Here is a 19,800-nt window from a genome sequence, read left to right as displayed (position 1 = left end):
TGCGGGCGGCGGGAACCCGGCTCCCGGACGTGGCGGGTGCGCGATGAAGAGGTTCGTGGACAACAGGTTCGGCCTGCTGGTGCTGGTCGTCGTGTCCCTGGCGGCCATGTACGGCATCGCGTACGTCACCAGGCCCGCCGTCACCCCGCCCGCCCCCGCTCAGCCGCGCAAGGTCGCCGTGGAGTCGGTCACCGCGGTGTGCCCGGGGACGAAGGGGGAGCAGGTCAACGTGTACCTGCCGGGCACGCTCAACGGCGAGACCATGGAGAACGGCAAGCCGTACGTGACCAAGGGCCCCGGCGGCCTGGAGGCCGGCTACCTGACCCGCGCCACCGCGGGCGCCGCGCGTGGCCTGGCCGGAGTCCGCTGCACGGAGCCCGCCCCCGAGACCTGGCTGCTGGGCCCCGGCCCGGCGAACGCCGACGTACGCCTGCACCTCACGAACGCCGACAAGGCGCCCGCGCTGGCGGACGTGCAGGTGTACGCGGCGGAGGGCCGGATCTCCAGCGAAGCCGGCCTCGGCCTGGAGATCGCGCCGGGCGAGCACAGGGAGATCGACCTGAAGACCCTGGCGCCGTCGGCCGACGTGATGGCCGTGAGCGTCACCACCACGTTCGGCCGCGTCGCCGTCGCGGCCAGGGCGACGCCGGAGACGGGCGGCGTGGACTGGCTCCCCGCGGCGGCCCCGCCGTCCACCCGCGTGGTCGTACCGGGCGTCCCCGGAGGCGGCGGCCTGCGCAGGCTCCTCGTCGCGGCCCCCGGCGAGACCGACGCCGTCGTGGAGATCAAGGCGGTGACCGCGGACGCGCAGTTCGCGATGAAGGGCCGGGAGACGCTGGACGTCCCGGCGAACAGCGTGACCGCCCTGGACGTCACCACAGGCGTGGCCGGCTCCGCCGCCGCCCTGGTCCTCACCTCCCCGACCCCGATCGTCGCCGGCCTGATCGCCACCGGCACGGGAGAACGCTCGGACGTCGCCTTCACCGCCGGCACCCCGTCCCTGGCCCTGGGCAGCGCCGTCGCCCGCAACGCCACGGGCTCACAACTGCTGCTGACGGCGCTCGGCGCCCAGCCCGGCAAGGTGCGGGTGCAGGTGGTGCCGGGGAAGGGGACGGCGCAGGCCCCGTTCGACGTGGAGGTGCCGGCCGGGCGGACGCGGGCGGTGAAACTGACGGCGAAGGGGGACTTCGCGGTGGTGGTCACGCCGGTGGCGGGGGAGGTGTACGGCGGCAGGCTGGTGGAGGAACGCCGGCGAACCGGCGTCCTCCTGACCACCCAGCCCCTGGCCCCGGCCCGGATGTTCACGATGCTCCCACCCCTGGCGCACACGTACGACGTGGTCGCCCCCTGAACCGGGCGCGGTCCACCACCTCCGGCGGCTCGCCCTGTAGGGGACCTCTGCTCGCCGCCGCGCCGCAGCCGGACCCCGTGACGGAGCATGTCCGCAGCATCGCGGACCGTGGCGATCCCGGCCGCCGCTTCACTCCCGGACGCGGTTCAGGCCCGCGCACCCCCGACGCCGTCCAGCACGACGCCCACCAGGTCGTCGACGAACTCGACGGTCACCTCCTGAGAGTCGGAGGAGCCGTACAGCAGCCCCGTGAGAACCGTCTCGTGACACACCCCGACGATCATCGCCACGGCCGCGTCGACCCTCGCGTCCGCCGCGAGCCGCCCCAGCTCGACCTCGCCCTGCAGATATCCACGGAGCCGATCACGCCAGTCCTCCCCGGGCACACCGCCGGCGGCGAACGCGTCGAGGACCTTCGGCCGGTCGATCAGCCCGGCGAAGGCCGGCAGCACCGCCTTGTGGAAGGCGATGCCGTACAGGACGTGGGCCCGCAGGTTCTCCCGGACGGAACCGTGGCCGGGGCTGGGCAGCGCGCCCATGCCCCGCCCCACCGTGCGGACGTGGGCGCGCACGGCGAGCGCCAGCAGTTCCTCCTTGTCGGCGAAGTGGTTGTAGAGCACCCCGTCGGCCACGCCGGCCTCGCGGGCGATGGCGCGGACGGTCAGACCGGTGGTGCCGCGTTCGGCGATCAGGCGTTCGGCCGTGGCGACCAGGTGTTCCCGCAGGCTGAGGTCGGTTCCGTGGAGTGCCGGCGCTTTTCTCGGTGACACCAGGACACCGTACCGAGGTAGGGCGCGACGCCGTACGCCTGCTCAGAGCCCGGCCCGTACCAGCCAGGCGGTGGTGCGGACGCGGACGGCGTCCCCGTCCTCGAAGTCACGGAACGCGGCCTCCAGGGCCGCGCGGACCGGGGCCGGGCCGGCGCCGGCGAGGTGGTGCCGGACGGGGCCCCAGCCGCTGAGGAACTCGGCCGCGTCCGAGGCGTTCCTGCCCATCTCGGCCATGGCTTCCACGGGTGTCACCGTGATGTCGCCGAAGCCCGCCCCCGTGAGCACCTCACGGATCCGGTCGGGGTCGGCGAGGGAGAGCGGGCCCGACCGATCCGGCGTGGAGGCCGGCCGCCGGCCGGGCAGGAGCCCGCCGATGGCGGCCAGGACCGCGCCCAGGTCGGTGCCGCCCGGGTCCTTCAACGTCACGAAGGCCAGTCGGCCGCCAGGCCGCAGCGCCCTCGCGACGTTGCCGAACGCGGCGACCGGATCGCCGAAGAACATCACGGCGAACCGGCTGACCGCCACGTCGAACGAGCCCGGCTCGAACGGGTGGACCTGGACATCGCCCCACTCGAAGGTGACGTTCGGGACGCCCTCGGCGGTGGCCACCGTGCGGGCCCGCTCCAGCATCGGCTTCGACAGGTCGACCCCGACGGCGTGCTGGGCGCCGCGGGCGGCGAGCCTGGTGATCTGCCCGTTGCCGCAGCCGAGGTCGAGCACCCGGTCGTGCTCCCCGATCCGGGCCGCCTCCAGCAGGGCCTCGTTGAAGCCGCTGTTCGTGGCGTCGTACCGGTCGTGGTTGTCGGCCCAGTGCCGGCCCTCGTACCCGTTCCACGCCTGCGCCTGCTCGGCGTTGACGATCGTGCCCATCGCGCTCCCTCCTCTATGAACCTATGTTCATGAACCTATGTTCATGGTGAGACGCCCACGGGCCCGCGTCAACCGTCATCCGAGGGGCCGAAAGTGGCCGGTGTGGCCAGAGATGCAGGTCGGCGAAGATAACTCATCGTAACTATCCGCTACCTTGTGTCACGGTGACGTGGTGGCAGAGGGTGATAGTCCGAAAGCCACTTCGAGGAGGTTCTCGTGCAGACATCCCCCCGTAGGATCGCCGTCGCCGGGGTGATCGCCGCTGCCGCCGGGCTGGTCCTGCCCGCCACGGCCGCACACGCCGTGGTCGATCCCGCCAAGGTCGCGGTCCTGGAGTCGGTCCAGAAGATGGATCCGGTGCTGATGGCCAACTGCGCCACCGGCACGGCCGCCGACCCCGCCGGTGCCGTGGTCGTTCCGCCGGAAGTCCCGCTCGTGGGCTGTCTCGCGCTCTGATCCGACGATCAGGCGACAGGGCCCCTCCGCGGGCGGCGGGCTCGCGCCGCCCGCGGAGGGGCCCCTCGTCATGCCGCGGGGCGGCGGCTCACCGCGCGGGACGTGCCGCGTCGGGCTCCAGGTCGTTCGCCTCGTCGCCCGGCTGCTCGCCCATCGCGTACGAGAGCGCGGAGCGCCCCTACTCCACGACCTCCAGCCCGTTCCCGTCCGGGTCGCGCAGGCCGAACATGGGCGGCACGCCCGGCCAGCGCAGCAACTCGCCCACCTCCACGCCGTGCTCCACCAGCTTCTCGTGCAGCGCCGCCGCGTCCGCCACCGTGAGCCTGATCCCCGTCTCGACACCCGGCTTCGCGTCCGGGCCCGCGGGGACGAGTGCGATCGTGGTCGCGGCCCCCGCAGGCGCCACCTCGATCCACCGCCCGCCGAGCTGCTCGACCGGGGCGTCGAAGCGTTTGTCCAGGCCCAGGACGTCCACGTAGAACGCGACGGCACGGTCCTGATCGGTGACGGGGACGCCGACGGTCCTGATGCCGGTGATCGCGGTGCTGGCTTGCTCGCCCATGTTGAGTCTCCTGTCGTCTGCTCGCTGAGGTGGACTCGTGGTTCGTCCAGAACTCATCGCTGCGGACCGGAGAGGATCGGGGCTAGCGGCGGTCGTCGTAGCCGGGATCGACGGTTTCCGGGGTCAGGCCCAGCAGGGTGGCCACCTGCTCCACCACCGTGTCGTGCACCATCGCGCCCAGGGTGTCCCGGTCGCGGGCGCGGGCCTCCAGCGGCCGGCGGTACACCACGATGGAGGCGGGGGACTGGCCGGTGGCGGCGTCCGCGCGGCCGAAGGGGATCGGCTCGGAGTTGAGCCGGGGGCCGTCGCCCAGCTCGCTCAGCGGCGGGACGTCCTCCACCGCGAACTCCACCGCCGACAGCTGTCTCTCCCAGCGGGGCCTGAGGCGGTCCACCGCGTCGAGCACCAGGTCGTCGAAGCGTTCGCTGCGGGACTTGGCCATGGGGACGTGGGAGGGAGCGAGCGGGCCGCGGAGACCGCGACCGTGGCGATCGCGCCGTCGGGGACCGCGCTTGGGTATCACGTGTGCAAGTGTACGGGGCCGCTTCCCCGATGCCCTGGAGCGCCGCCCTGGGGAGATCGCGGCGATGGCACGGGCCTGCCTCCCGGATCCGCGGGAGCGGTGCGGGCAAGATCGAGGTGGTGCGGAGGATTGGGCAGGTCGCGAGGTGGGGAAGCCGGGGAGGGCGGTGCCGGGGGAAGGGGAGGAGGGTTCGGGGCATGTGGGTGGAAACGCTGCGACAGGTGTCCGAATTGTGGCGACACGCTCGTTAAGAGCGCTCAGGTAGTGGCGCCTCGCACTCTTACCAGATACGGTCCCTCCGTGAGCCCCGTCCGCCGCTGTTCCCGCACCGCCTGCAGCCAGCCTGCCGTCTTCACGCTCACGTACGTATACGCCGACTCGACCGCTGTTCTCGGCCCTCTGGCGACGTACGCGGAGCCACACTGTTATGACCTGTGCGCCGAACACGCCGAGCGGCTGACCGCCCCCCGCGGCTGGGAGGTGGTGCGGCTGCCGACGGACGGCGCCTCGCCCAGCTCCGACGATCTCGAAGCGCTGGCCAACGCGGTCAGGGAGGCGGCGCGGCCCACGTCCTCCGGTGGCGGCGAGCCGGTCGGCCAGGGCGTCGAGGTGAGCCGCCGCGGGCACCTGCGTGTTCTGAGATCGGCCCAGCAGCACCGCGACCGGTAGGCTCGTCCTGTAGGGCGGAAACGACCGAGGGGCGGAGCTGGAGAGTGGGCGACCTCGCCAAGATCTTCAAAGCGTACGACGTTCGCGGGGTGGTGCCCGACGAGCTGGACGAGCCGACCGCCGAGGCCGTGGGGGCGGCGTTCGTCGAGGTGACAGGGGCCCGGTCGGTGGTGGTCGCGCATGACATGCGCGAGTCGTCCCCGCTGCTGGCGGAGGCTTTCATCAGGGGCGCCCGCTCGCGCCGTGCCGACGTGGTGCACGCCGGGCTGGGCTCGACCGACCTGCTCTACTACGCCAGCGGCAGCCTGGGGCTGCCCGGGGTGATGTTCACCGCCAGCCACAACCCCGCCCGCTACAACGGCATGAAGATGTGCCGGTCGGGCGCGGTGCCGATCGGCGGCGACACGGGGCTGACGGAGATCCGCGACAGGGCGGCGGAGCTGGTCGGGACGACGGCCGCGCCCGGCGGCTCCGTGATCGAGAAGGACCTGCTCCAGGGCTATGCCGACCACCTGCGCGGGCTGGTCGACCTGAGCGCCATCAGGCCGCTGAAGGTCGTCGTGGACGCGGGCAACGGCATGGGCGGCCACACGGTCCCCGCCGTGTTCGAGGGCCTGCCGATCGAGCTGACCTCCCTCTACTTCGAGCTCGACGGCGCCTTCCCCAACCACGACGCCAACCCGCTGGAGCCCCAGAACCTCGTCGATCTGCAGCGGGCGGTCGTCGACAGCGGCGCCGACCTCGGGCTCGCCTTCGACGGCGACGCCGACCGGTGCTGGGTGATCGACGAGCGGGGCGAGTCGGTCTCGCCGTCGGCGATCACGGCCCTGGTCGCGGTGCGCGAGCTGGCCAAGTACCCCGGCTCCACGATCATCCACAACCTGATCACCTCGCTCGGCGTGCCGGAGATCGTGCGCGAGCACGGTGGCGTGCCGGTGCGCACACGGGTGGGCCACTCGTTCATCAAGGCCGAGATGGCCAGGTCGGGCGCGGTGTTCGGCGGCGAGCACTCGGCCCACTACTACTTCAGGGACTTCTGGTTCGCCGACTCCGGGATGCTGGCCGCCCTGCACGTGCTGGCCGCGCTGGGGGAGCAGGAGCGGCCGCTGTCGCAGGTCGTGGCGGCCTACTCGCGTTACCACGCCTCCGGCGAGGTCAACAGCGCGGTCTCCGACCAGGCGGAGGCGCTGCGGCGGGTGCGGGAGGCGTTCGCCGGGCGCGGGGAGTTCGACGAGCTCGACGGGCTGACCGTGAGCGGGCCCGACTGGTGGTTCAACCTGCGGGCGTCCAACACCGAGCCGCTGCTCAGGCTGAACGCCGAGGCGGCCGACGAGAGCAAGATGACGGCGATCAGGGACGAGGTCCTCGCCATTGTGGGAAAGGTGTCAGATTGAAGATCGACGACTGGCTGCTGGAGATCCTCGCCTGCCCGGCGTGCAAGGCGCCGCTGCGGGCCGAGAACGAGGCGGAGGAGCTCGCCTGCACCGGCTGCGGCCTGATCTACCCGGTCCGGGATGACATTCCCGTCCTGCTCGTCGACGAGGCCAGGAAGCCGTGACCTGGGAGCCGGAGCGGCTTGACGACCAGCGTCACCTCGGTGAGGGCGACCCTGGCGGCATGCTCCCGGCCGTCGCGGCCTCCGCGGCGCACGTACGCACCGGCTACCGCACCGCCGTCGAGGCGCGGCTCGATCGCCTGGCCGACCACGGGCGCCCGCGTGCCATCGTGGTCGCGGGCATGGGCGGCTCCGCCATCGCCGGCGACATCCTGGCGGCGGTCGTGGGCAACGGCGCGCCGCTGCCGATCGTGACGCTGCGCTCCTACCAGCTCCCCGGCTGGGTGGGGGCCACCGACCTGGTCATCGCCGTCTCCGGCTCGGGCACCACCGAGGAGACGCTGTCGGTCGCCACCCAGGCGGTGCGGCGCGGCTGCACGCTGCTCGGCGTCGGCGCTCCCGGCACCCCGCTGGAGGCCATCGCCACCCAGGCGTCGGCCGTCTACGTGCCGGTGCCGGTCACCGGCCAGTCCAGGGCCAACCTGTGGCTGCTGAGCATTCCCCCGATCGTGGCGGCGGCGGCGCTGCGGCTGGTGTCCGTGGAGGCCGGCCTGTTCGAGCGGGTGGCCAGGTCGCTGGAGGACCTGGCGAACCGGTGCCGCCCGTCGAGCGAGTCGTTCGTCAACCCGGGCAAGTCGCTGGCGATGGACCTGGCCGAGAGCGTGCCGATGATCTGGGGGTCGTCTCCGGCGGCGTCCGTGGCGGCGTACCGGCTGGTCTGCCAGCTCGGTGCGAACGCGAAATATCCCGCCATCCACGGCGAGCTGCCCGAGGCCGACCACCACCAGGTGGCGACCCTCGACGGGCCCATGGCCGAGCGTGACATCTTCGCCGACACGGCGGGCCGCACTCTCAGGCTCGTCGTCCTGCGCGATGTGGAGGAGCACCCTCAGGTGACGCGGCGACGCGAGGCGTCGCTGCGGCTGGCCCGCGAGCGCGACGTGCCGGTCACCGAGCTGACGGCCGACGGGGTGCATCCGCTGGAGCGAATGGCGAGCCTCATCGGGCTCGGCGACTATGCGAGCACCTATCTGGCGCTGGGTTATGACATCGACCCGACCCCTGTGTCAGCGATCACTGAGGTAAAGGCAAGGATTTCCCAATAGGATCCCCTATCGGGCCTTTGTAGGTGATCTTTATGACTGGAGTAGACCGGTGAGCGCGAGCGGCGGAACTAAAGCGATCATTGCGGCATTGGCCGCGAACCTGTCCATTGCCGTGGCCAAATTCGTGGCAGCGTTCTTCACCGGGTCCTCCTCGATGCTCGCGGAGGGCATCCACTCGGTCGCCGACTCCGGCAACCAGGTGCTGCTGCTGGTCGGCGGCAAGCGGGCGGCCAGGGCCAGGACGAAGGAACACCCGTTCGGCTACGGGCGCGAGCGTTACTTCTACGCCTTCGTGGTGGCCGTGGTGCTGTTCACGATCGGCGCGGCCTTCTCCCTCTACGAGGGCGTGCACAAGATCTCCGACCCGCACAAGGTGGAGGCGCCCATCTGGGCGTTCGCGGTGCTGATCTTCGCGATCATCGCCGAGACGTTCTCGTTCCGTACGGCGATCATCGAGTCGAACGCCGTCCGCGGCAAGCAGTCGTGGGTGTCGTTCATCCGCCGTTCCAAGTCCCCCGAGCTGCCGGTCATCCTGCTGGAGGACCTGGGCGCGCTGCTCGGCCTGATCTTCGCGCTGTTCGGCGTGACGATGGCGGTCATCACCGGCGACGGCGTCTGGGACGGCATCGGCACCCTGATGATCGGCGTGCTGCTGGCCGTGATCGCGGTCGTGCTCGCCATCGAGACCAAGTCGCTGCTCGTCGGTGAGGGCGCCTCGCCCGACGTGGAGAACCAGATCAGGGTCGCGCTCGAAGGCGCGCCCGAGGTCTCGCGCGTCATCCACATGCGCACGCTGCACCTGGGCCCGGAGGAACTGCTGGTGGCCGCGAAGATCGCGGTCGAGCACAACGACACGGCGGCCGAGGTCGCGCACGGCATCGACGAGGCCGAGCGGCGGATCAGGCAGGCCGTGCCGATCGCCCGGGTGATCTACCTGGAGCCGGATCTGGACCGCCTCAAGAGCACCTCCGCCACCGGCTGACCCGGCCGGACGGGCGGCGGCCCGCCGCCCGTCCGGCGGGCGTCGTCCGGCGGGCGTCGTCCGGCGGGCGTCGTCCGGTGGGCGTTCAGCGGACGCCGTTCGGCGGGCGGAGCAGGCGCAGGGCCTTCTCCTTCTCGAAGTCCAGGGCGCGGCGAGGCACCTGGATGCGCCCGATGCGGATCCCGAGGTCGCGTACGGCGGCCGCCACCGCCGGCTCGCTCAGCACCCGCAGCGCGAACGCCAGCTCCGCCGGCGACACGTCGAACTGTTTCTCCAGCTCCACGCCCTGAGCCACGGCGGCCAGCTCGTCGGGCCCGAAGCGCCGGTGCGCCCCTTGCTCGCGCACCGGTGGGAGCAGGCCGAGTGCCTCCCGGTATCGGAGCATTCGTGGGGACATGCCGAGCCGCTTGGCTGCTTCCGTGATGCGCATTCTTACATTCTTACGTCAGGTTAGCCCTCCATGAGGTGCATCCCCGTAGGAGCGCCGCCTAGACTCGTCGGCGACAACCATCCGTGACGCGAGGGGAAACCCGATGGACTTCAAGGTCGCAGACCTTTCACTTGCCGACTTCGGCCGTAAGGAAATCCGGCTCGCCGAGCACGAGATGCCCGGCCTCATGTCGGTCCGCAAGGAGTACGCGGCCTCCCAGCCCCTTCGCGGCGCGAAGATCATGGGCTCCCTGCACATGACGATCCAGACGGCCGTCCTCATCGAGACCCTCGTGGCCCTCGGCGCCGAGGTGCGCTGGGTGAGCTGCAACATCTTCTCCACCCAGGACCACGCCGCCGCCGCGGTCGTCGTCGGCCCCAACGGCACGGTGGACGACCCGCAGGGCGTCCCGGTGTTCGCCTGGAAGGGCGAGACGCTGGAGGAGTACTGGTGGTGCACGGAGCAGGCGCTCACCTGGCCTGACGGCGACGCCCCCAACATGATCCTCGACGACGGCGGCGACGCCACCCTCCTGGTGCACAAGGGCGCCGAGTACGAGAAGGCCGGCGCCGTGCCCCCCGCCACGGCCGAGGACCCGGAGGAGTGGCACGTCATCATCGACCTGCTCACCCGCACGGTCGGCGCCGACAAGAAGTGGACCCGGATCGCCGAGAGCATCAAGGGCGTCACCGAGGAGACCACGACCGGCGTGCACCGCCTCTACGAGATGCACAAGAACGGCCAGCTCCTCTTCCCGGCCATCAACGTCAACGACTCGGTCACCAAGTCGAAGTTCGACAACAAGTACGGCTGCCGCCACTCCGTCATCGACGGCCTCAACCGCGCCACCGACGTGCTGATCGGCGGCAAGGTGGCCGTGGTCTGCGGCTACGGCGACGTCGGCAAGGGCTGCGCCGACGCGCTGCGCGGCCAGGGCGCCCGCGTCATCGTCACCGAGATCGACCCGATCTGCGCGCTCCAGGCGGCCATGGACGGCTTCCAGGTCACCACGCTGGAGGAGGTCGTCGGCATCGCCGACATCTTCGTCACCTGCACCGGCAACTTCAACATCATCACCGCCGAGCACATGGCGAAGATGAAGCACCAGGCGATCGTCTCCAACATCGGCCACTTCGACAACGAGATCGACATGGCCGGCCTGAGCCGCACCGAGGGCATCGTCAGGAACACCATCAAGCCGCAGGTCGACGAGTGGGTCTTCGCCGACGGGCACTCGATCATCGTCCTCGCCGAGGGCCGCCTGATGAACCTGGGCTGCGCGACCGGCCACCCCAGCTTCGTCATGTCCAACTCGTTCACCAACCAGGTGATCGCGCAGATCGAGCTCTTCGCCAAGACCTCCGAGTACCCGATCGGCGTGTACACGCTGCCCAAGCACCTGGACGAGAAGGTCGCCCGCCTGCACCTCGACGCCCTGGGCGTGAAGCTCACCGAGCTGTCCAAGGAGCAGGCCGCCTACATCGGCGTCCACGTCGAGGGCCCGTACAAGTCGGACCACTACCGGTACTAGATCTCTGCCGCGAACAGCTCCGAGAGGTTGCTACTCGCCTCTCGGGGCTTTTCCATCTGTTACGGCGGGCCAGGTCACCCGCACGCGCCGACGCCACCCCGGTCTGTCATGGCCGGTCGTGAAGGATCACGGACCGGGCGCCGTGACGAGCGTGACCCTGGCCGTCCTCTTCGGTTTAAGGTTGGCCATGGACCTCAGTGAAAGCGGTGAGCGGCAGATCTCCTGGGCCGCCCGCTCGATGCCGGTGCTCACGGCGATCGGTGAGCGGTTCGCGCTCGAACGGCCGCTCGACGGGCTGAGGATCGCGGCCTGCCTGCACGTCACGGCGGAGACCGCGGTGCTGCTGGGGGCGCTGAAGGCGGGCGGGGCCGAGATCGCGCTGGCCGCCTCCAATCCCCTCTCCACGCAGGACGACGTCGCCGAGGCGCTCAGAAGCTACGGGATCGCGGTGCACGCCCGCGCCGGGGTCGATCGGGCGACCTACTACCGGCACATCCACCAGGCGCTCGACCTGGCCCCGGAGCTCGTGCTGGACGACGGCTGCGATCTGGTGAACATCCTGCACACCGAGCGGACGGACCTGCTCGACGGGGTCACCGGCGGCTGCGAGGAGACCACGACCGGGATCATCCGGCTGCGGCAGATGGCGGCCGAGGAGGCGCTGCGGTTCCCCGTCGTGGCCGTGAACGACACCCGTACCAAGCGCATGTTCGACAACCGGTACGGGACCGGCCAGTCCACGCTCGACGGGATCATGCGGGCCACCAACACCATGCTCGCCGGGCGGACCGTGGTCGTGGCCGGGTTCGGCTTCTGCGGGCGCGGGGTGGCCGAGCGGGCCAAGGGGTTCGGGGCGCGGGTGATCGTGACCGAGATCGACGCCGTCAAGGCGCTGGACGCGACCCTCCAGGGATACGAGGTGCGGCCGATGGCGCAGGCGGCGCTGCTCGGCGACCTGTTCGTCACGGTGACGGGCAACCGCGACGTGATCAGGGCCGAGCACCTGTCGGTGATGAAGGACGGCGCCATCCTGGCCAACGCGGGGCACTTCGACGTGGAGATCGACGTGCGGGGCCTGGACGAGATGGCCCACGAGGTGCACAGGGGCGTGCGGCCCAACACCGACGAGTACGTGATGCCCGACGGACGGCGGCTGCTGCTGCTGGCCGAGGGCCGGCTGGTCAACCTCACCGCCGCCGAGGGGCATCCGGCGGCCGTCATGGACATGTCGTTCTCGGCGCAGGCGCTCGCGGTGGCGTGGCTCGTCGGCGAGCGGGCGAACCTCGCGCCCGGCGTGTACGACGTGCCGGAGGAGATCGATCACGAGGTGGCCAGGCTCAAGCTCGCCGCCACCGGCATTGGCATCGATCTGCTGACGGCCGAGCAGGAGGAGTACCTGCACTCCTGGCGGATGGGCTCCTGAGGGCTCACGCAGGAGCCGGGCGGGCCGCGTCGGCGAGGCGGGCGCCGAGGCCGGCGATGTGCCGGACGAGCTCGGGCGGCTCGTGCACCTCGAACGGCACCCCGAGCTGCGCGACCCACATGGCCAGCTCGTCCAGGGAGTTCGACCCGGTGCTGAGGACGCACGCGTCGTCACCGGCTGGCTCCACCACCGCCATCGTCGGCGGCATCCGGGCGGCGACCACGCCGGCGGGAGCGTGCACGGTGAACCGGCCGCGATAGCGGTAGGGGTCGACGGAGATCCGCTCGGAGACGTAGCGGACGAGATCGTCACCGGGCGGCCGGCGGGGCGTGAAGCGGGGCCCGTTGGGGGTGTGCAGGCGCAGCCGGTCGACGCGGAACGTGCGCCAGCCGGCCCGGCCGGTGTCCCACGCCACCAGGTACCAGCGGCGGCCCGAGCTGACCAGCCGGTACGGCTCGGCGGTGCGGACGTCCTCGGCGCCGTCGTGGGAGCGGTAGCCGAAGCGCAGGCTCTCCCGGTCGCGCACGGCCGCGGCGATCGCGGTGAGCACGGCCGGGTCCACCTCCGCGGCCGTGGACCCGGCCAGCGGGACCGTGACCGACCGCAGGTTGCCGACGCGGTGCCGCAGCCGGGACGGGAGAACCTGTTCGAGCTTGGTGAGGGCGCGCAGCGAGGTCTCCTCGATGCCCGCCACGCCCGAGACGGCGGCGGTGCCGAGGCCGATGGCGACCGCGACGGCCTCGTCGTCGTCGAGCAGCAGCGGCGGGAGCCCGGCGCCGGCGCCGAGCCGGTAGCCGGGCGCGCCCGCGGTGGCGTGCACGGTGTAGCCGAGCTCGCGCAGCCGGTCGATGTCACGGCGCACCGTGCGGGGCGAGACGCCGAGCCGTTCGGCCAGCTCGGCGCCCGGCCAGTCGCGAGGGGTCTGCAACAGAGAGAGCAGCCGCAGCAGCCGCGCCGAGGTCTCCAACATGACGTCCATCCTAGGACCGAAGTTGTCCTAGGTCGTTCCTAGCATGGTCGACATGAACAACGACGCGCGCATTCGTCCCTTCCGCATCGACATCCCGCAGGCGCAGCTTGACGACCTGCACGCCCGGCTGGCGGCGACCCGCTGGCCGGACGAGCTGCCCGGGGTGGGCTGGTCCTACGGGGTCCCCACCAGCTACGCGAGGACGCTGGCCGAGTACTGGCGCACCGGCTTCGACTGGCGGGCCGCCGAGGCCAGGCTGAACGCCTTCCCGCAGTTCACGACCCCGATCGACGGCCAGAACATCCACTTCCTGCACGTCCGCTCGCCCGAGCCCGACGCGCTGCCGCTGATCATCACGCACGGCTGGCCCGGCTCGATCGCCGAGTTCATGAACGTCATCGGCCCGCTCACCGATCCGGCGGCACACGGCGGCGACCGCTCCGACGCCTTCCACGTCGTCGCCCCGTCGATCCCCGGCTTCGGCTTCTCGGGGCCCACCACCGAGACCGGCTGGGACCTGGAGCGGGTCGCGCGGGCGTGGGCGCGGCTCATGGACCGGCTCGGCTACCGGCGCTACGGCGCCCAGGGCGGCGACAGCGGCTCGGTCATCTCGCCGATGCTCGGCCGCGCCGCCCCGGAGAACGTGGTCGGCGTGCACGTCAACGGCGCGCTCGGGTTCCCCACCGGCGACCCCGCCGAGCTGGCCGAGCTCACGCCCGCCGAGCTGGCCCGCCTCGACCAGTACCAGGACCAGGACAGGGCCGGTTACGCGATCATCCAGGCCACCCGGCCGCAGACCCTCGCGTTCGGGCTGCACGACTCACCCGCGGGCCAGCTCGCGTGGATCGTGGAGAAGTTCAAGGAATGGACCGATCCGGCCCGCGACCTGCCCGAGGACGCGGTGGACCGCGACGAGCTGCTCACCGACGTGAGCATCTACTGGTTCACCGGCACCGCGGCCTCGGCCGCCCGGCTCTACAAGGAGGGGCAGAAGGGCTGGGGCGCGGTGGCCGAGTACTCGGCGCTGCCGCACGGCGTGGCCGTCTTCCCCGGGGACGGCGGGGTGCGCCGGATCGCCGAGCGCGAGCACCACGTCGTGCACTGGTCGGAGTTCGACCGGGGCGGCCACTTCGCCGCGATGGAGGCGCCCGAGCTGCTCGTCGAGGACATCCGGGCCTTCTTCCGCCCGCTGCGATGACCCTGCGGGGCGCCTCAGGGCGTCTGCCGCTCCGCGAGCAGGCGCTTGCGCTCGGGGGTGTAGTGCCACCACGGGAGTGCAGGCCCGCCCTCGGCCTGGCGTACGGCGGACATGATGGTGTCGAGCAGGCACGGGTCCTCCCGCTTGCCGCCGGCGGCCGAGATCCGCTCGTACAGGTCGAGCGGGTCCCGGCCGTGGAGCTGGTCGACGCGGGTGATGCCGATGCGTTCGAAGCGGGCGGCCACGGCGCGGCCGACGTTGAGCAGGTCGGTGAGGTTCGAGGTCACGGGGCCCCTCCTTCGTGCGATGGCGGGATGTTGAAGTTGATCCGGAACAGGTTGCGCGGGTCGTAGCGGGCCTTGAGCGCGGTGAGGCGGGCGTGGTCGGCGGGGGTGTAGGCGGCTGCCACGCGGGCGGGGGCGGAGTCCTCGACGCCGGCGAAGTTGAGGTTCGTGCCGCCGGTGCTCCACGGGCGCAGGCGGGTCAGCAGCTCGTCGCGGCGGCGCAGCGCCCCGGCCTCCGGCACGACGCCGGTGAACAACGAGTACGCCGCGTCGCGCCCTCCGACGCAGTTGGCCACCCGTGGCGCCCGCGCGTACGCGCCGCCGAACTGGCGCAGCTCGGTGACGAAGGGCGACCCGGGCCCGGCCAGGGCGGCGACGGTCTCGACGGCTTCCGGCGTCAGCTCGCGCAGCAGCACGTTCCGGTCAAGGGCGACGTACGGCTCGCCGGCCGGATCGTGATGGATCGACCCCACCTGTGCGTAGGGCAGCTTCCGTACCGTGTCCAGCAGCGTGGGCCGCAGGTCGCGCAGGGGCCGGACGAGGAACTCGCCCTCCGCCACGTCGCCGCTGTAGGCGATGCGGACATGGACGAAGAACCGGCCGCGCAGCGGCTCGGGCAGGCCCGGCACGTCGGGGGCGCCGATCAGGAGCACCGAGGAGGCCATCTCCTCGGGCATCCGGCGGCTCCACGCGGCGTAGGCGTGCAGCACCTCGGCGGTGGCCTCGCCGGGGAAGTACAACCCGCCCCCGTACAGCTCCGAGATCGGGAACAGGTCGATCTCCATGTCCACGACCAGGCCGAAGTTGTCCTTGGCGCCGCGGACCGCCCAGAACAGGTCGGGCTCCGACCCGGCCGTCACCTCGCGCGGCCGGCCGTCTGCGGTGACGAGCCGCAGGCGGCGTACGTGGTCGGCGGCGAAGCCGTAGCGGCGGCCGAGGAGGCCCGCGCCGCCGCCCGTCGTGTAGCCGACGGCTCCGACATGCGGGCTCGATCCGTTGAGCGGGGCCAGCCCGTGCGGGGTCGTGCGCTCCAGCACCTGCTCCCATCGGGCGCCCGCCTGGACCCACGCGGTCCCGGCAGCCGGGTCCACCGTCACGGCGTCCATCCGGCGCGTGCTGACCAGCACGGCGCCGTCGGCGGCCACCGCCGGGCCGTGCCCGGTGGCCATGACGCCCACCGGCCGCCCCCGCTCGGCGGCCAGCCGCACCGCGGCGACCACGTCCCGCTCGCCCGCGGCGGCGACCACGCAGGCGGGGCGGGAGTCGCCCGCCGCCCGGTTCAGCCCCAGCCGGTTCTCGTCGTAGCCGGGCTCTCCTGGATGGAGGTTCGTGCTCATGCCCGCGACACTATGCCGGGTGCTCCGGCCGCGGCTTGCAGGAATCGGACGTCGGGCGGCTCAGCGGGTGGGGCGGATCAGGGGATGGGGCGGATCAGGGGGTGGCCTGCATCTCCTGCATCCGGCGGATCTCGGCCGCCTGCTCCACGCTGACGTCGGTGGCCAGCTCCTCGATCTTGATGTGCGCCCCGCCGGTCAGCACCTGCTTCGACATCTCGATCGCGCCCAGATGGTGGTTGATCATGAGCTGCAGGAACATCCGGTCGAACTCCTTGCCCTGGGCCGCCCTCAGCGCCTCGATCTGCTCGGGCGTGGCCATCCCCGGCATGCTCTGGTGGCGGCCGTGGTGGTCGGGCACGGTCTGCTCCTGCTCCCGCAGCCAGGTGGTCATGTACTGGATCTCGGGGCCCTGCACGTCCTGGATCCGGTCGGCCAGGCCCTTGAGCCTGGCGGATTCGGCGCGGTTCGGGGCGAGCAGCGCCATGTCCACGGCCTGCCGGTGGTGGAGGATCATGTCCTGGACGTACTTCACGTCCGCGGCGTTGGCGGTGGCCGAGGGGACGGCGGTGGCTGCCTCCCCGGGGGAGAGGGTCCTGGCCTGCTCGCCCGGGCGTCCGGGCGCGATCACCGGCGCCGACGAGCCGGCCCGCGGGGCCTGCGGGGTCGTGTCGGAGCTGCAACCCGAGAGGGCGGCGGCAAGGGTCACGACGACGACGAGCGCAGCGCGCACTCAGCCTCCTGACTGAACGGGGTACAGCATGCGCACTCTAGGTGAAAACCGTACTAAATGAAAGAGGTCGAATCGCAACAAAATTTGACATGTTGGACGCTGGTCGTTGGGGCCGGGAGGGGGTGAGGATTGCGTAGATTTATGCCCCCTTTATTGGAGGTCTGGTGTTAGCCCCCCGCAAAGCCCTCATCCTGGTAGCGGCGTTCGTCGCGTGCGTTGGTGTCACGGCACCCGTCCAGGCTGCGGACATCCCGGCTCCCGGCGAGATCGTCATGAGCCCCAACATCAAGCACGTCACGAACGTGCCCAAGCCTGAAGCCCTGTCCGACATCAACACGGACATGGCCTTCCAGGGCGACTACGCCTACGTGGGCAACTACTTCGGCTTCTCGATCTACGACATCAGGAACCCGAAGAGAACGTCGCTGGTCAGCTCCGTCGTCTGCCCCGGCGGCCAGATGGACGTCAGCGTGTACGGCGACCTGCTGTTCGGCTCCGTCGACTCCTCCCGCAACAACGACTCGTGCAGCAGCACCGGCCAGAGCGCCACGATCAAGGAATCGTGGGAGGGCATCCGGATCTTCGACGTCTCGAACAAGTCCGCCCCGACGTACATCAAGTCGGTCGAGACGAACTGCGGCTCGCACACGCACACGCTCGTGCCCGACCGCAGGCGGCAGAACGTCTACATCTACATCTCCTCCTACGGCCCGAGCGACACGTACCCGGACTGCAAGACGCCGCACGACCTGATCTCCATCATCAAGGTGCCGCTGCGGAACCCGGAGGCGGCCTCGGTCATCGCCACGCCGAACCTGTTCCCCGACGGCGGGTACCCGGGCGTCCCGCTGCCCTACCCGGACGGCAAGACGGCCACGGCGGGCTGCCATGACATCACCGCCTACCCGGAGAAGGGCATCGCCGCGGGCGCGTGCATGGGTGAGGGCATCCTGCTCGACATCCGCAACCCCGAGCAGCCCAAGGTGACCGCGACGGTCAGGGACGAGACGAACTTCGCCTTCTGGCACTCGGCCACCTTCAACAACGAGGGCACGAAGGTGATCTTCACCGACGAGCTCGGCGGCGGCACCAGGGCGACCTGCAACGAGGCCATCGGGCCGAACCGGGGCGCCAACGCCTACTACGACATCGTCGGCGGGCAGCTCCAGTTCAGGAGCTACTTCAAGATCGCGCGGCACCAGGCCGACACGGAGAACTGCGTGGCCCACAACGGCTCGCTGATCCCGGTCAAGGGCCGCGACATCATGGTGCAGGCCTGGTACCAGGGCGGCGTCTCGGTGGTGGACTTCACCGACTCCGCGAACCCGAAGGAGATCGCCTACTTCGAGCGCGGTCCCGACAACACCGCCGGTCCGCTGTACGGCGGCTTCTGGTCGGCCTACTACTACAACGGCTACATCTACGGCTCCGACTTCCACCAGGGCCTGGACGTGCTGAAGATCAACGACTGGCGTACGAACAAGGCCAACGGCGTCAAGATGCGCTCCCTGAACGCGCAGACACAGGCGTCGTACCCCGAGCGCGGGCACGGCCGCGACGACTGGTAGATCGTGCGGCGGGGGCTCCGACCGGAGCTCCCGCCCTTTTTCGTTTCCCGCATCCGACGTGCACGTTCACACTCCGAGCGTGATCAAGGAGGCTCCCGAGTGACATCGAAGCGCCGTTCCCTCGTCATGGCGGCGATGGCCGCCGTCTTAGCGCTGGCCGTAGCACCCGCGCAGGCCGCCGACATCCCCCCGCCCGACGCCGTGGTCCACAGCCCCAACGTGACCCACGTGCTGAACATCCCCAAGCCCGACGCGATCGCCGCCACGATCAACACCGACCTCGCCTTCCAGGGCGACTACGCCTACGTGGGCAACTACGGCGGCTTCTCGATCTACGACATCAGCAACCCCCGCAAGGCCAAGCCGGTCAGCTCGGTCGTCTGCCCCGGCGCCCAGATGGACGTCAGCGTGTACGGCGACCTGCTGTTCGCGGCCGTGGACTCCTCGCGCAACAACGACTCGTGCAGCAGCACCGGGCAGAGCGCCACGATCAAGGAGTCGTGGGAGGGCGTCCGCATCTTCGACATCTCCGACAAGACCAACCCGCGCTACGTCAAGTCGGTCGAGACCAACTGCGGCTCCCACACCCTGACCCTGGTGCCGGGCAAGGGCCGTGACCAGCACAGGAACGTCTACGTCTACGTGTCGTCGTACCAGCCGGCCGACACCTTCCCCGACTGCGCGCCGCCGCACGACAAGATCTCGATCATCAAGGTGCCGCTCCGCGACCCGGAGGCCGCCGCGGTCGCCGCGACTCCCGTCGTCTTCCCCGACGGCGGCAACGAGACCCAGCCCGGCCTGCTCCTGCCGACCAGCGGCTGCCACGACATCACCGTCTACGCGGAGAAGGACATCGCCGCGGGCGCGTGCATGGGCGACGGCGTGCTGTTCGACATCCGCGACCGGCTGAACCCCAAGATCACGGCCAGGACGACCGACCCGAACTTCGCGTTCTGGCACTCGGCCACGTTCAGCAACGACGCCAGGAAGGTCGTCTTCACCGACGAGCTCGGCGGCGGAGGCGGAGCGACCTGCAACGAGGCCACCGGCCCGAACCGCGGGGCGGACGCGATCTACGAGATCGTGCGGGGGCAGCTCGTCTTCAAGAGCTACTTCAAGATCTCGCGCCACCAGGCCGACAGCGAGAACTGCGTGGCGCACAACGGCTCGCTGATCCCGGTCAAGGGCCGCGACATCATGGTCCAGGCCTGGTACATGGGCGGCGTGTCGATCTGGGACTTCACCGACTCCGCCAACCCGAGGGAGATCGGCTACTTCGAGCGCGGTCCCCGCTCGGCGGGCGGCGGCGGTGGCGTCTGGTCCGCCTACTACTACAACGGCTACATCTACGCGGCCGACTTCCACGAGGGTCTCGACGTCATCAAGATCAGCGACCCGCGTACCGACAGTGCCAGGTACGTGCGTACCGACCGGCTGAACACGCAGACGCAGGAGTCGTACCACGGCCGCAGGCACGGCTGAGGT

General features: G+C 71.0%; 21 protein-coding genes. 12 read left to right on the top strand and 9 right to left on the bottom strand.

Annotation, left to right across the window (positions count from 1 at the left end; genetic code table 11):
* The first annotated feature begins 43 nt into the window (after positions 1-43).
* The gene (locus HD597_RS65205; protein ID WP_276083178.1) at positions 44-1,351 is read left to right on the top strand and encodes a DUF5719 family protein; all 1,308 of its coding nucleotides are present in this window, start codon (positions 44-46) and stop codon (positions 1,349-1,351) included.
* A gap of 146 nt (positions 1,352-1,497) precedes the next feature.
* On the opposite strand, the gene HD597_RS43795 is transcribed toward HD597_RS65205, so the two are convergent.
* The gene (locus tag HD597_RS43795) at positions 1,498-2,121 is read right to left on the bottom strand and encodes a TetR/AcrR family transcriptional regulator (RefSeq protein WP_253751697.1); all 624 of its coding nucleotides are present in this window, start codon (positions 2,119-2,121) and stop codon (positions 1,498-1,500) included.
* Positions 2,122-2,163: 42 nt separating this feature from the next.
* Positions 2,164-2,991: a class I SAM-dependent methyltransferase gene (locus tag HD597_RS43790; protein ID WP_253751694.1), complete on the bottom strand. Its 828-nt coding sequence runs from the start codon at positions 2,989-2,991 to the stop codon at positions 2,164-2,166.
* Between the two features lie 216 nt (positions 2,992-3,207).
* Between HD597_RS43790 and HD597_RS43785 the strand changes: the two genes are divergently transcribed.
* A complete protein-coding gene (locus HD597_RS43785) occupies positions 3,208-3,447 on the top strand; it encodes a hypothetical protein (RefSeq protein WP_253751692.1) in 240 nt (79 codons plus the stop codon).
* 178 nt (positions 3,448-3,625) lie between these two features.
* On the opposite strand, the gene HD597_RS43780 is transcribed toward HD597_RS43785, so the two are convergent.
* Both HD597_RS43780 and HD597_RS43775 read right to left on the bottom strand, forming a co-directional pair.
* Positions 3,626-4,009 (bottom strand): VOC family protein, encoded by a 384-nt coding sequence (locus HD597_RS43780; protein WP_253751689.1) that lies wholly within the window; start codon positions 4,007-4,009, stop codon positions 3,626-3,628.
* A gap of 82 nt (positions 4,010-4,091) precedes the next feature.
* Positions 4,092-4,451 carry a metallopeptidase family protein gene (locus tag HD597_RS43775; protein ID WP_253751687.1) on the bottom strand — a complete coding sequence of 120 codons (360 nt, stop codon included), beginning with the start codon at positions 4,449-4,451 and terminating at the stop codon, positions 4,092-4,094.
* Positions 4,452-4,832: 381 nt separating this feature from the next.
* Between HD597_RS43775 and HD597_RS43770 the strand changes: the two genes are divergently transcribed.
* Genes HD597_RS43770 through HD597_RS43750 form a run of 5 tightly spaced genes read left to right on the top strand, consistent with a single transcriptional unit; the run spans position 4,833 to position 8,844 of the window.
* Entirely contained in the window at positions 4,833-5,201 is a 369-nt protein-coding gene (locus tag HD597_RS43770) for a DUF3499 domain-containing protein (RefSeq protein ID WP_080042876.1), read from the top strand.
* A 44-nt stretch (positions 5,202-5,245) separates the two neighbouring features.
* A complete protein-coding gene (locus HD597_RS43765) occupies positions 5,246-6,595 on the top strand; it encodes a phosphomannomutase/phosphoglucomutase (RefSeq protein ID WP_253751685.1) in 1,350 nt (449 codons plus the stop codon).
* Positions 6,592-6,759 carry a Trm112 family protein gene (locus HD597_RS43760; protein ID WP_138710780.1) on the top strand — a complete coding sequence of 56 codons (168 nt, stop codon included), beginning with the start codon at positions 6,592-6,594 and terminating at the stop codon, positions 6,757-6,759. The genes HD597_RS43765 and HD597_RS43760 overlap by 4 nt, the downstream gene beginning before the upstream one ends.
* Positions 6,756-7,862, top strand: a complete 1,107-nt coding sequence (locus HD597_RS43755) for an SIS domain-containing protein (RefSeq protein ID WP_253751683.1) — start codon at positions 6,756-6,758, stop codon at positions 7,860-7,862. The genes HD597_RS43760 and HD597_RS43755 overlap by 4 nt, the downstream gene beginning before the upstream one ends.
* 49 nt (positions 7,863-7,911) lie before the next feature.
* Positions 7,912-8,844 carry a cation diffusion facilitator family transporter gene (locus HD597_RS43750; protein WP_253751681.1) on the top strand — a complete coding sequence of 311 codons (933 nt, stop codon included), beginning with the start codon at positions 7,912-7,914 and terminating at the stop codon, positions 8,842-8,844.
* 85 nt (positions 8,845-8,929) lie between these two features.
* Here the strand turns inward: HD597_RS43750 and HD597_RS43745 are convergent, their stop codons facing one another.
* Positions 8,930-9,274, bottom strand: a complete 345-nt coding sequence (locus HD597_RS43745; protein WP_253751679.1) for a MerR family transcriptional regulator — start codon at positions 9,272-9,274, stop codon at positions 8,930-8,932.
* A 103-nt stretch (positions 9,275-9,377) separates the two neighbouring features.
* Here HD597_RS43745 and ahcY point away from each other — a divergent pair, with 103 nt between their 5' ends.
* Together ahcY and HD597_RS43735 are read left to right on the top strand one after the other, a co-directional pair.
* Positions 9,378-10,805: an adenosylhomocysteinase gene (gene ahcY / locus HD597_RS43740; protein WP_253751677.1), complete on the top strand. Its 1,428-nt coding sequence runs from the start codon at positions 9,378-9,380 to the stop codon at positions 10,803-10,805.
* A 187-nt stretch (positions 10,806-10,992) separates the two neighbouring features.
* On the top strand, positions 10,993-12,228 hold the full coding sequence (locus HD597_RS43735; RefSeq protein WP_253751675.1) for an adenosylhomocysteinase: 1,236 nt from the start codon (positions 10,993-10,995) through the stop codon (positions 12,226-12,228).
* 4 nt (positions 12,229-12,232) lie between these two features.
* On the opposite strand, the gene HD597_RS43730 is transcribed toward HD597_RS43735, so the two are convergent.
* On the bottom strand, positions 12,233-13,198 hold the full coding sequence (locus HD597_RS43730; RefSeq protein WP_253751673.1) for a helix-turn-helix transcriptional regulator: 966 nt from the start codon (positions 13,196-13,198) through the stop codon (positions 12,233-12,235).
* Positions 13,199-13,241: 43 nt separating this feature from the next.
* Between HD597_RS43730 and HD597_RS43725 the strand changes: the two genes are divergently transcribed.
* Positions 13,242-14,396: an epoxide hydrolase family protein gene (locus HD597_RS43725; RefSeq protein WP_372513549.1), complete on the top strand. Its 1,155-nt coding sequence runs from the start codon at positions 13,242-13,244 to the stop codon at positions 14,394-14,396.
* Between the two features lie 14 nt (positions 14,397-14,410).
* Here the strand turns inward: HD597_RS43725 and HD597_RS43720 are convergent, their stop codons facing one another.
* From HD597_RS43720 to HD597_RS43710, 3 genes are all read right to left on the bottom strand, one after another.
* The gene (locus HD597_RS43720; protein WP_253751669.1) at positions 14,411-14,683 is read right to left on the bottom strand and encodes a helix-hairpin-helix domain-containing protein; all 273 of its coding nucleotides are present in this window, start codon (positions 14,681-14,683) and stop codon (positions 14,411-14,413) included.
* Positions 14,680-16,017, bottom strand: a complete 1,338-nt coding sequence (locus HD597_RS43715) for an FAD-binding oxidoreductase (RefSeq protein ID WP_253751667.1) — start codon at positions 16,015-16,017, stop codon at positions 14,680-14,682. The genes HD597_RS43720 and HD597_RS43715 overlap by 4 nt, the downstream gene beginning before the upstream one ends.
* Before the next feature lie 94 nt (positions 16,018-16,111).
* Entirely contained in the window at positions 16,112-16,747 is a 636-nt protein-coding gene (locus tag HD597_RS43710) for a DUF305 domain-containing protein (RefSeq protein WP_253751665.1), read from the bottom strand.
* Between the two features lie 164 nt (positions 16,748-16,911).
* On the opposite strand from HD597_RS43710, the gene HD597_RS43705 reads away from it, so the two are divergent.
* The gene (locus tag HD597_RS43705; protein WP_372513547.1) at positions 16,912-18,315 is read left to right on the top strand and encodes an LVIVD repeat-containing protein; all 1,404 of its coding nucleotides are present in this window, start codon (positions 16,912-16,914) and stop codon (positions 18,313-18,315) included.
* 126 nt (positions 18,316-18,441) lie between these two features.
* Positions 18,442-19,797, top strand: a complete 1,356-nt coding sequence (locus tag HD597_RS43700; protein ID WP_253759717.1) for an LVIVD repeat-containing protein — start codon at positions 18,442-18,444, stop codon at positions 19,795-19,797.
* Positions 19,798-19,800: the final 3 nt, after the last annotated feature.

The sequence above is a fragment of the Nonomuraea thailandensis genome (assembly GCF_024172165.1).
GTDB classification, from domain to species: Bacteria; Actinomycetota; Actinomycetes; order Streptosporangiales; family Streptosporangiaceae; genus Nonomuraea; species Nonomuraea thailandensis.
Note: the sequence above shows the minus strand (reverse complement) of the source record. Positions and strands in the feature narration are given on the sequence as shown.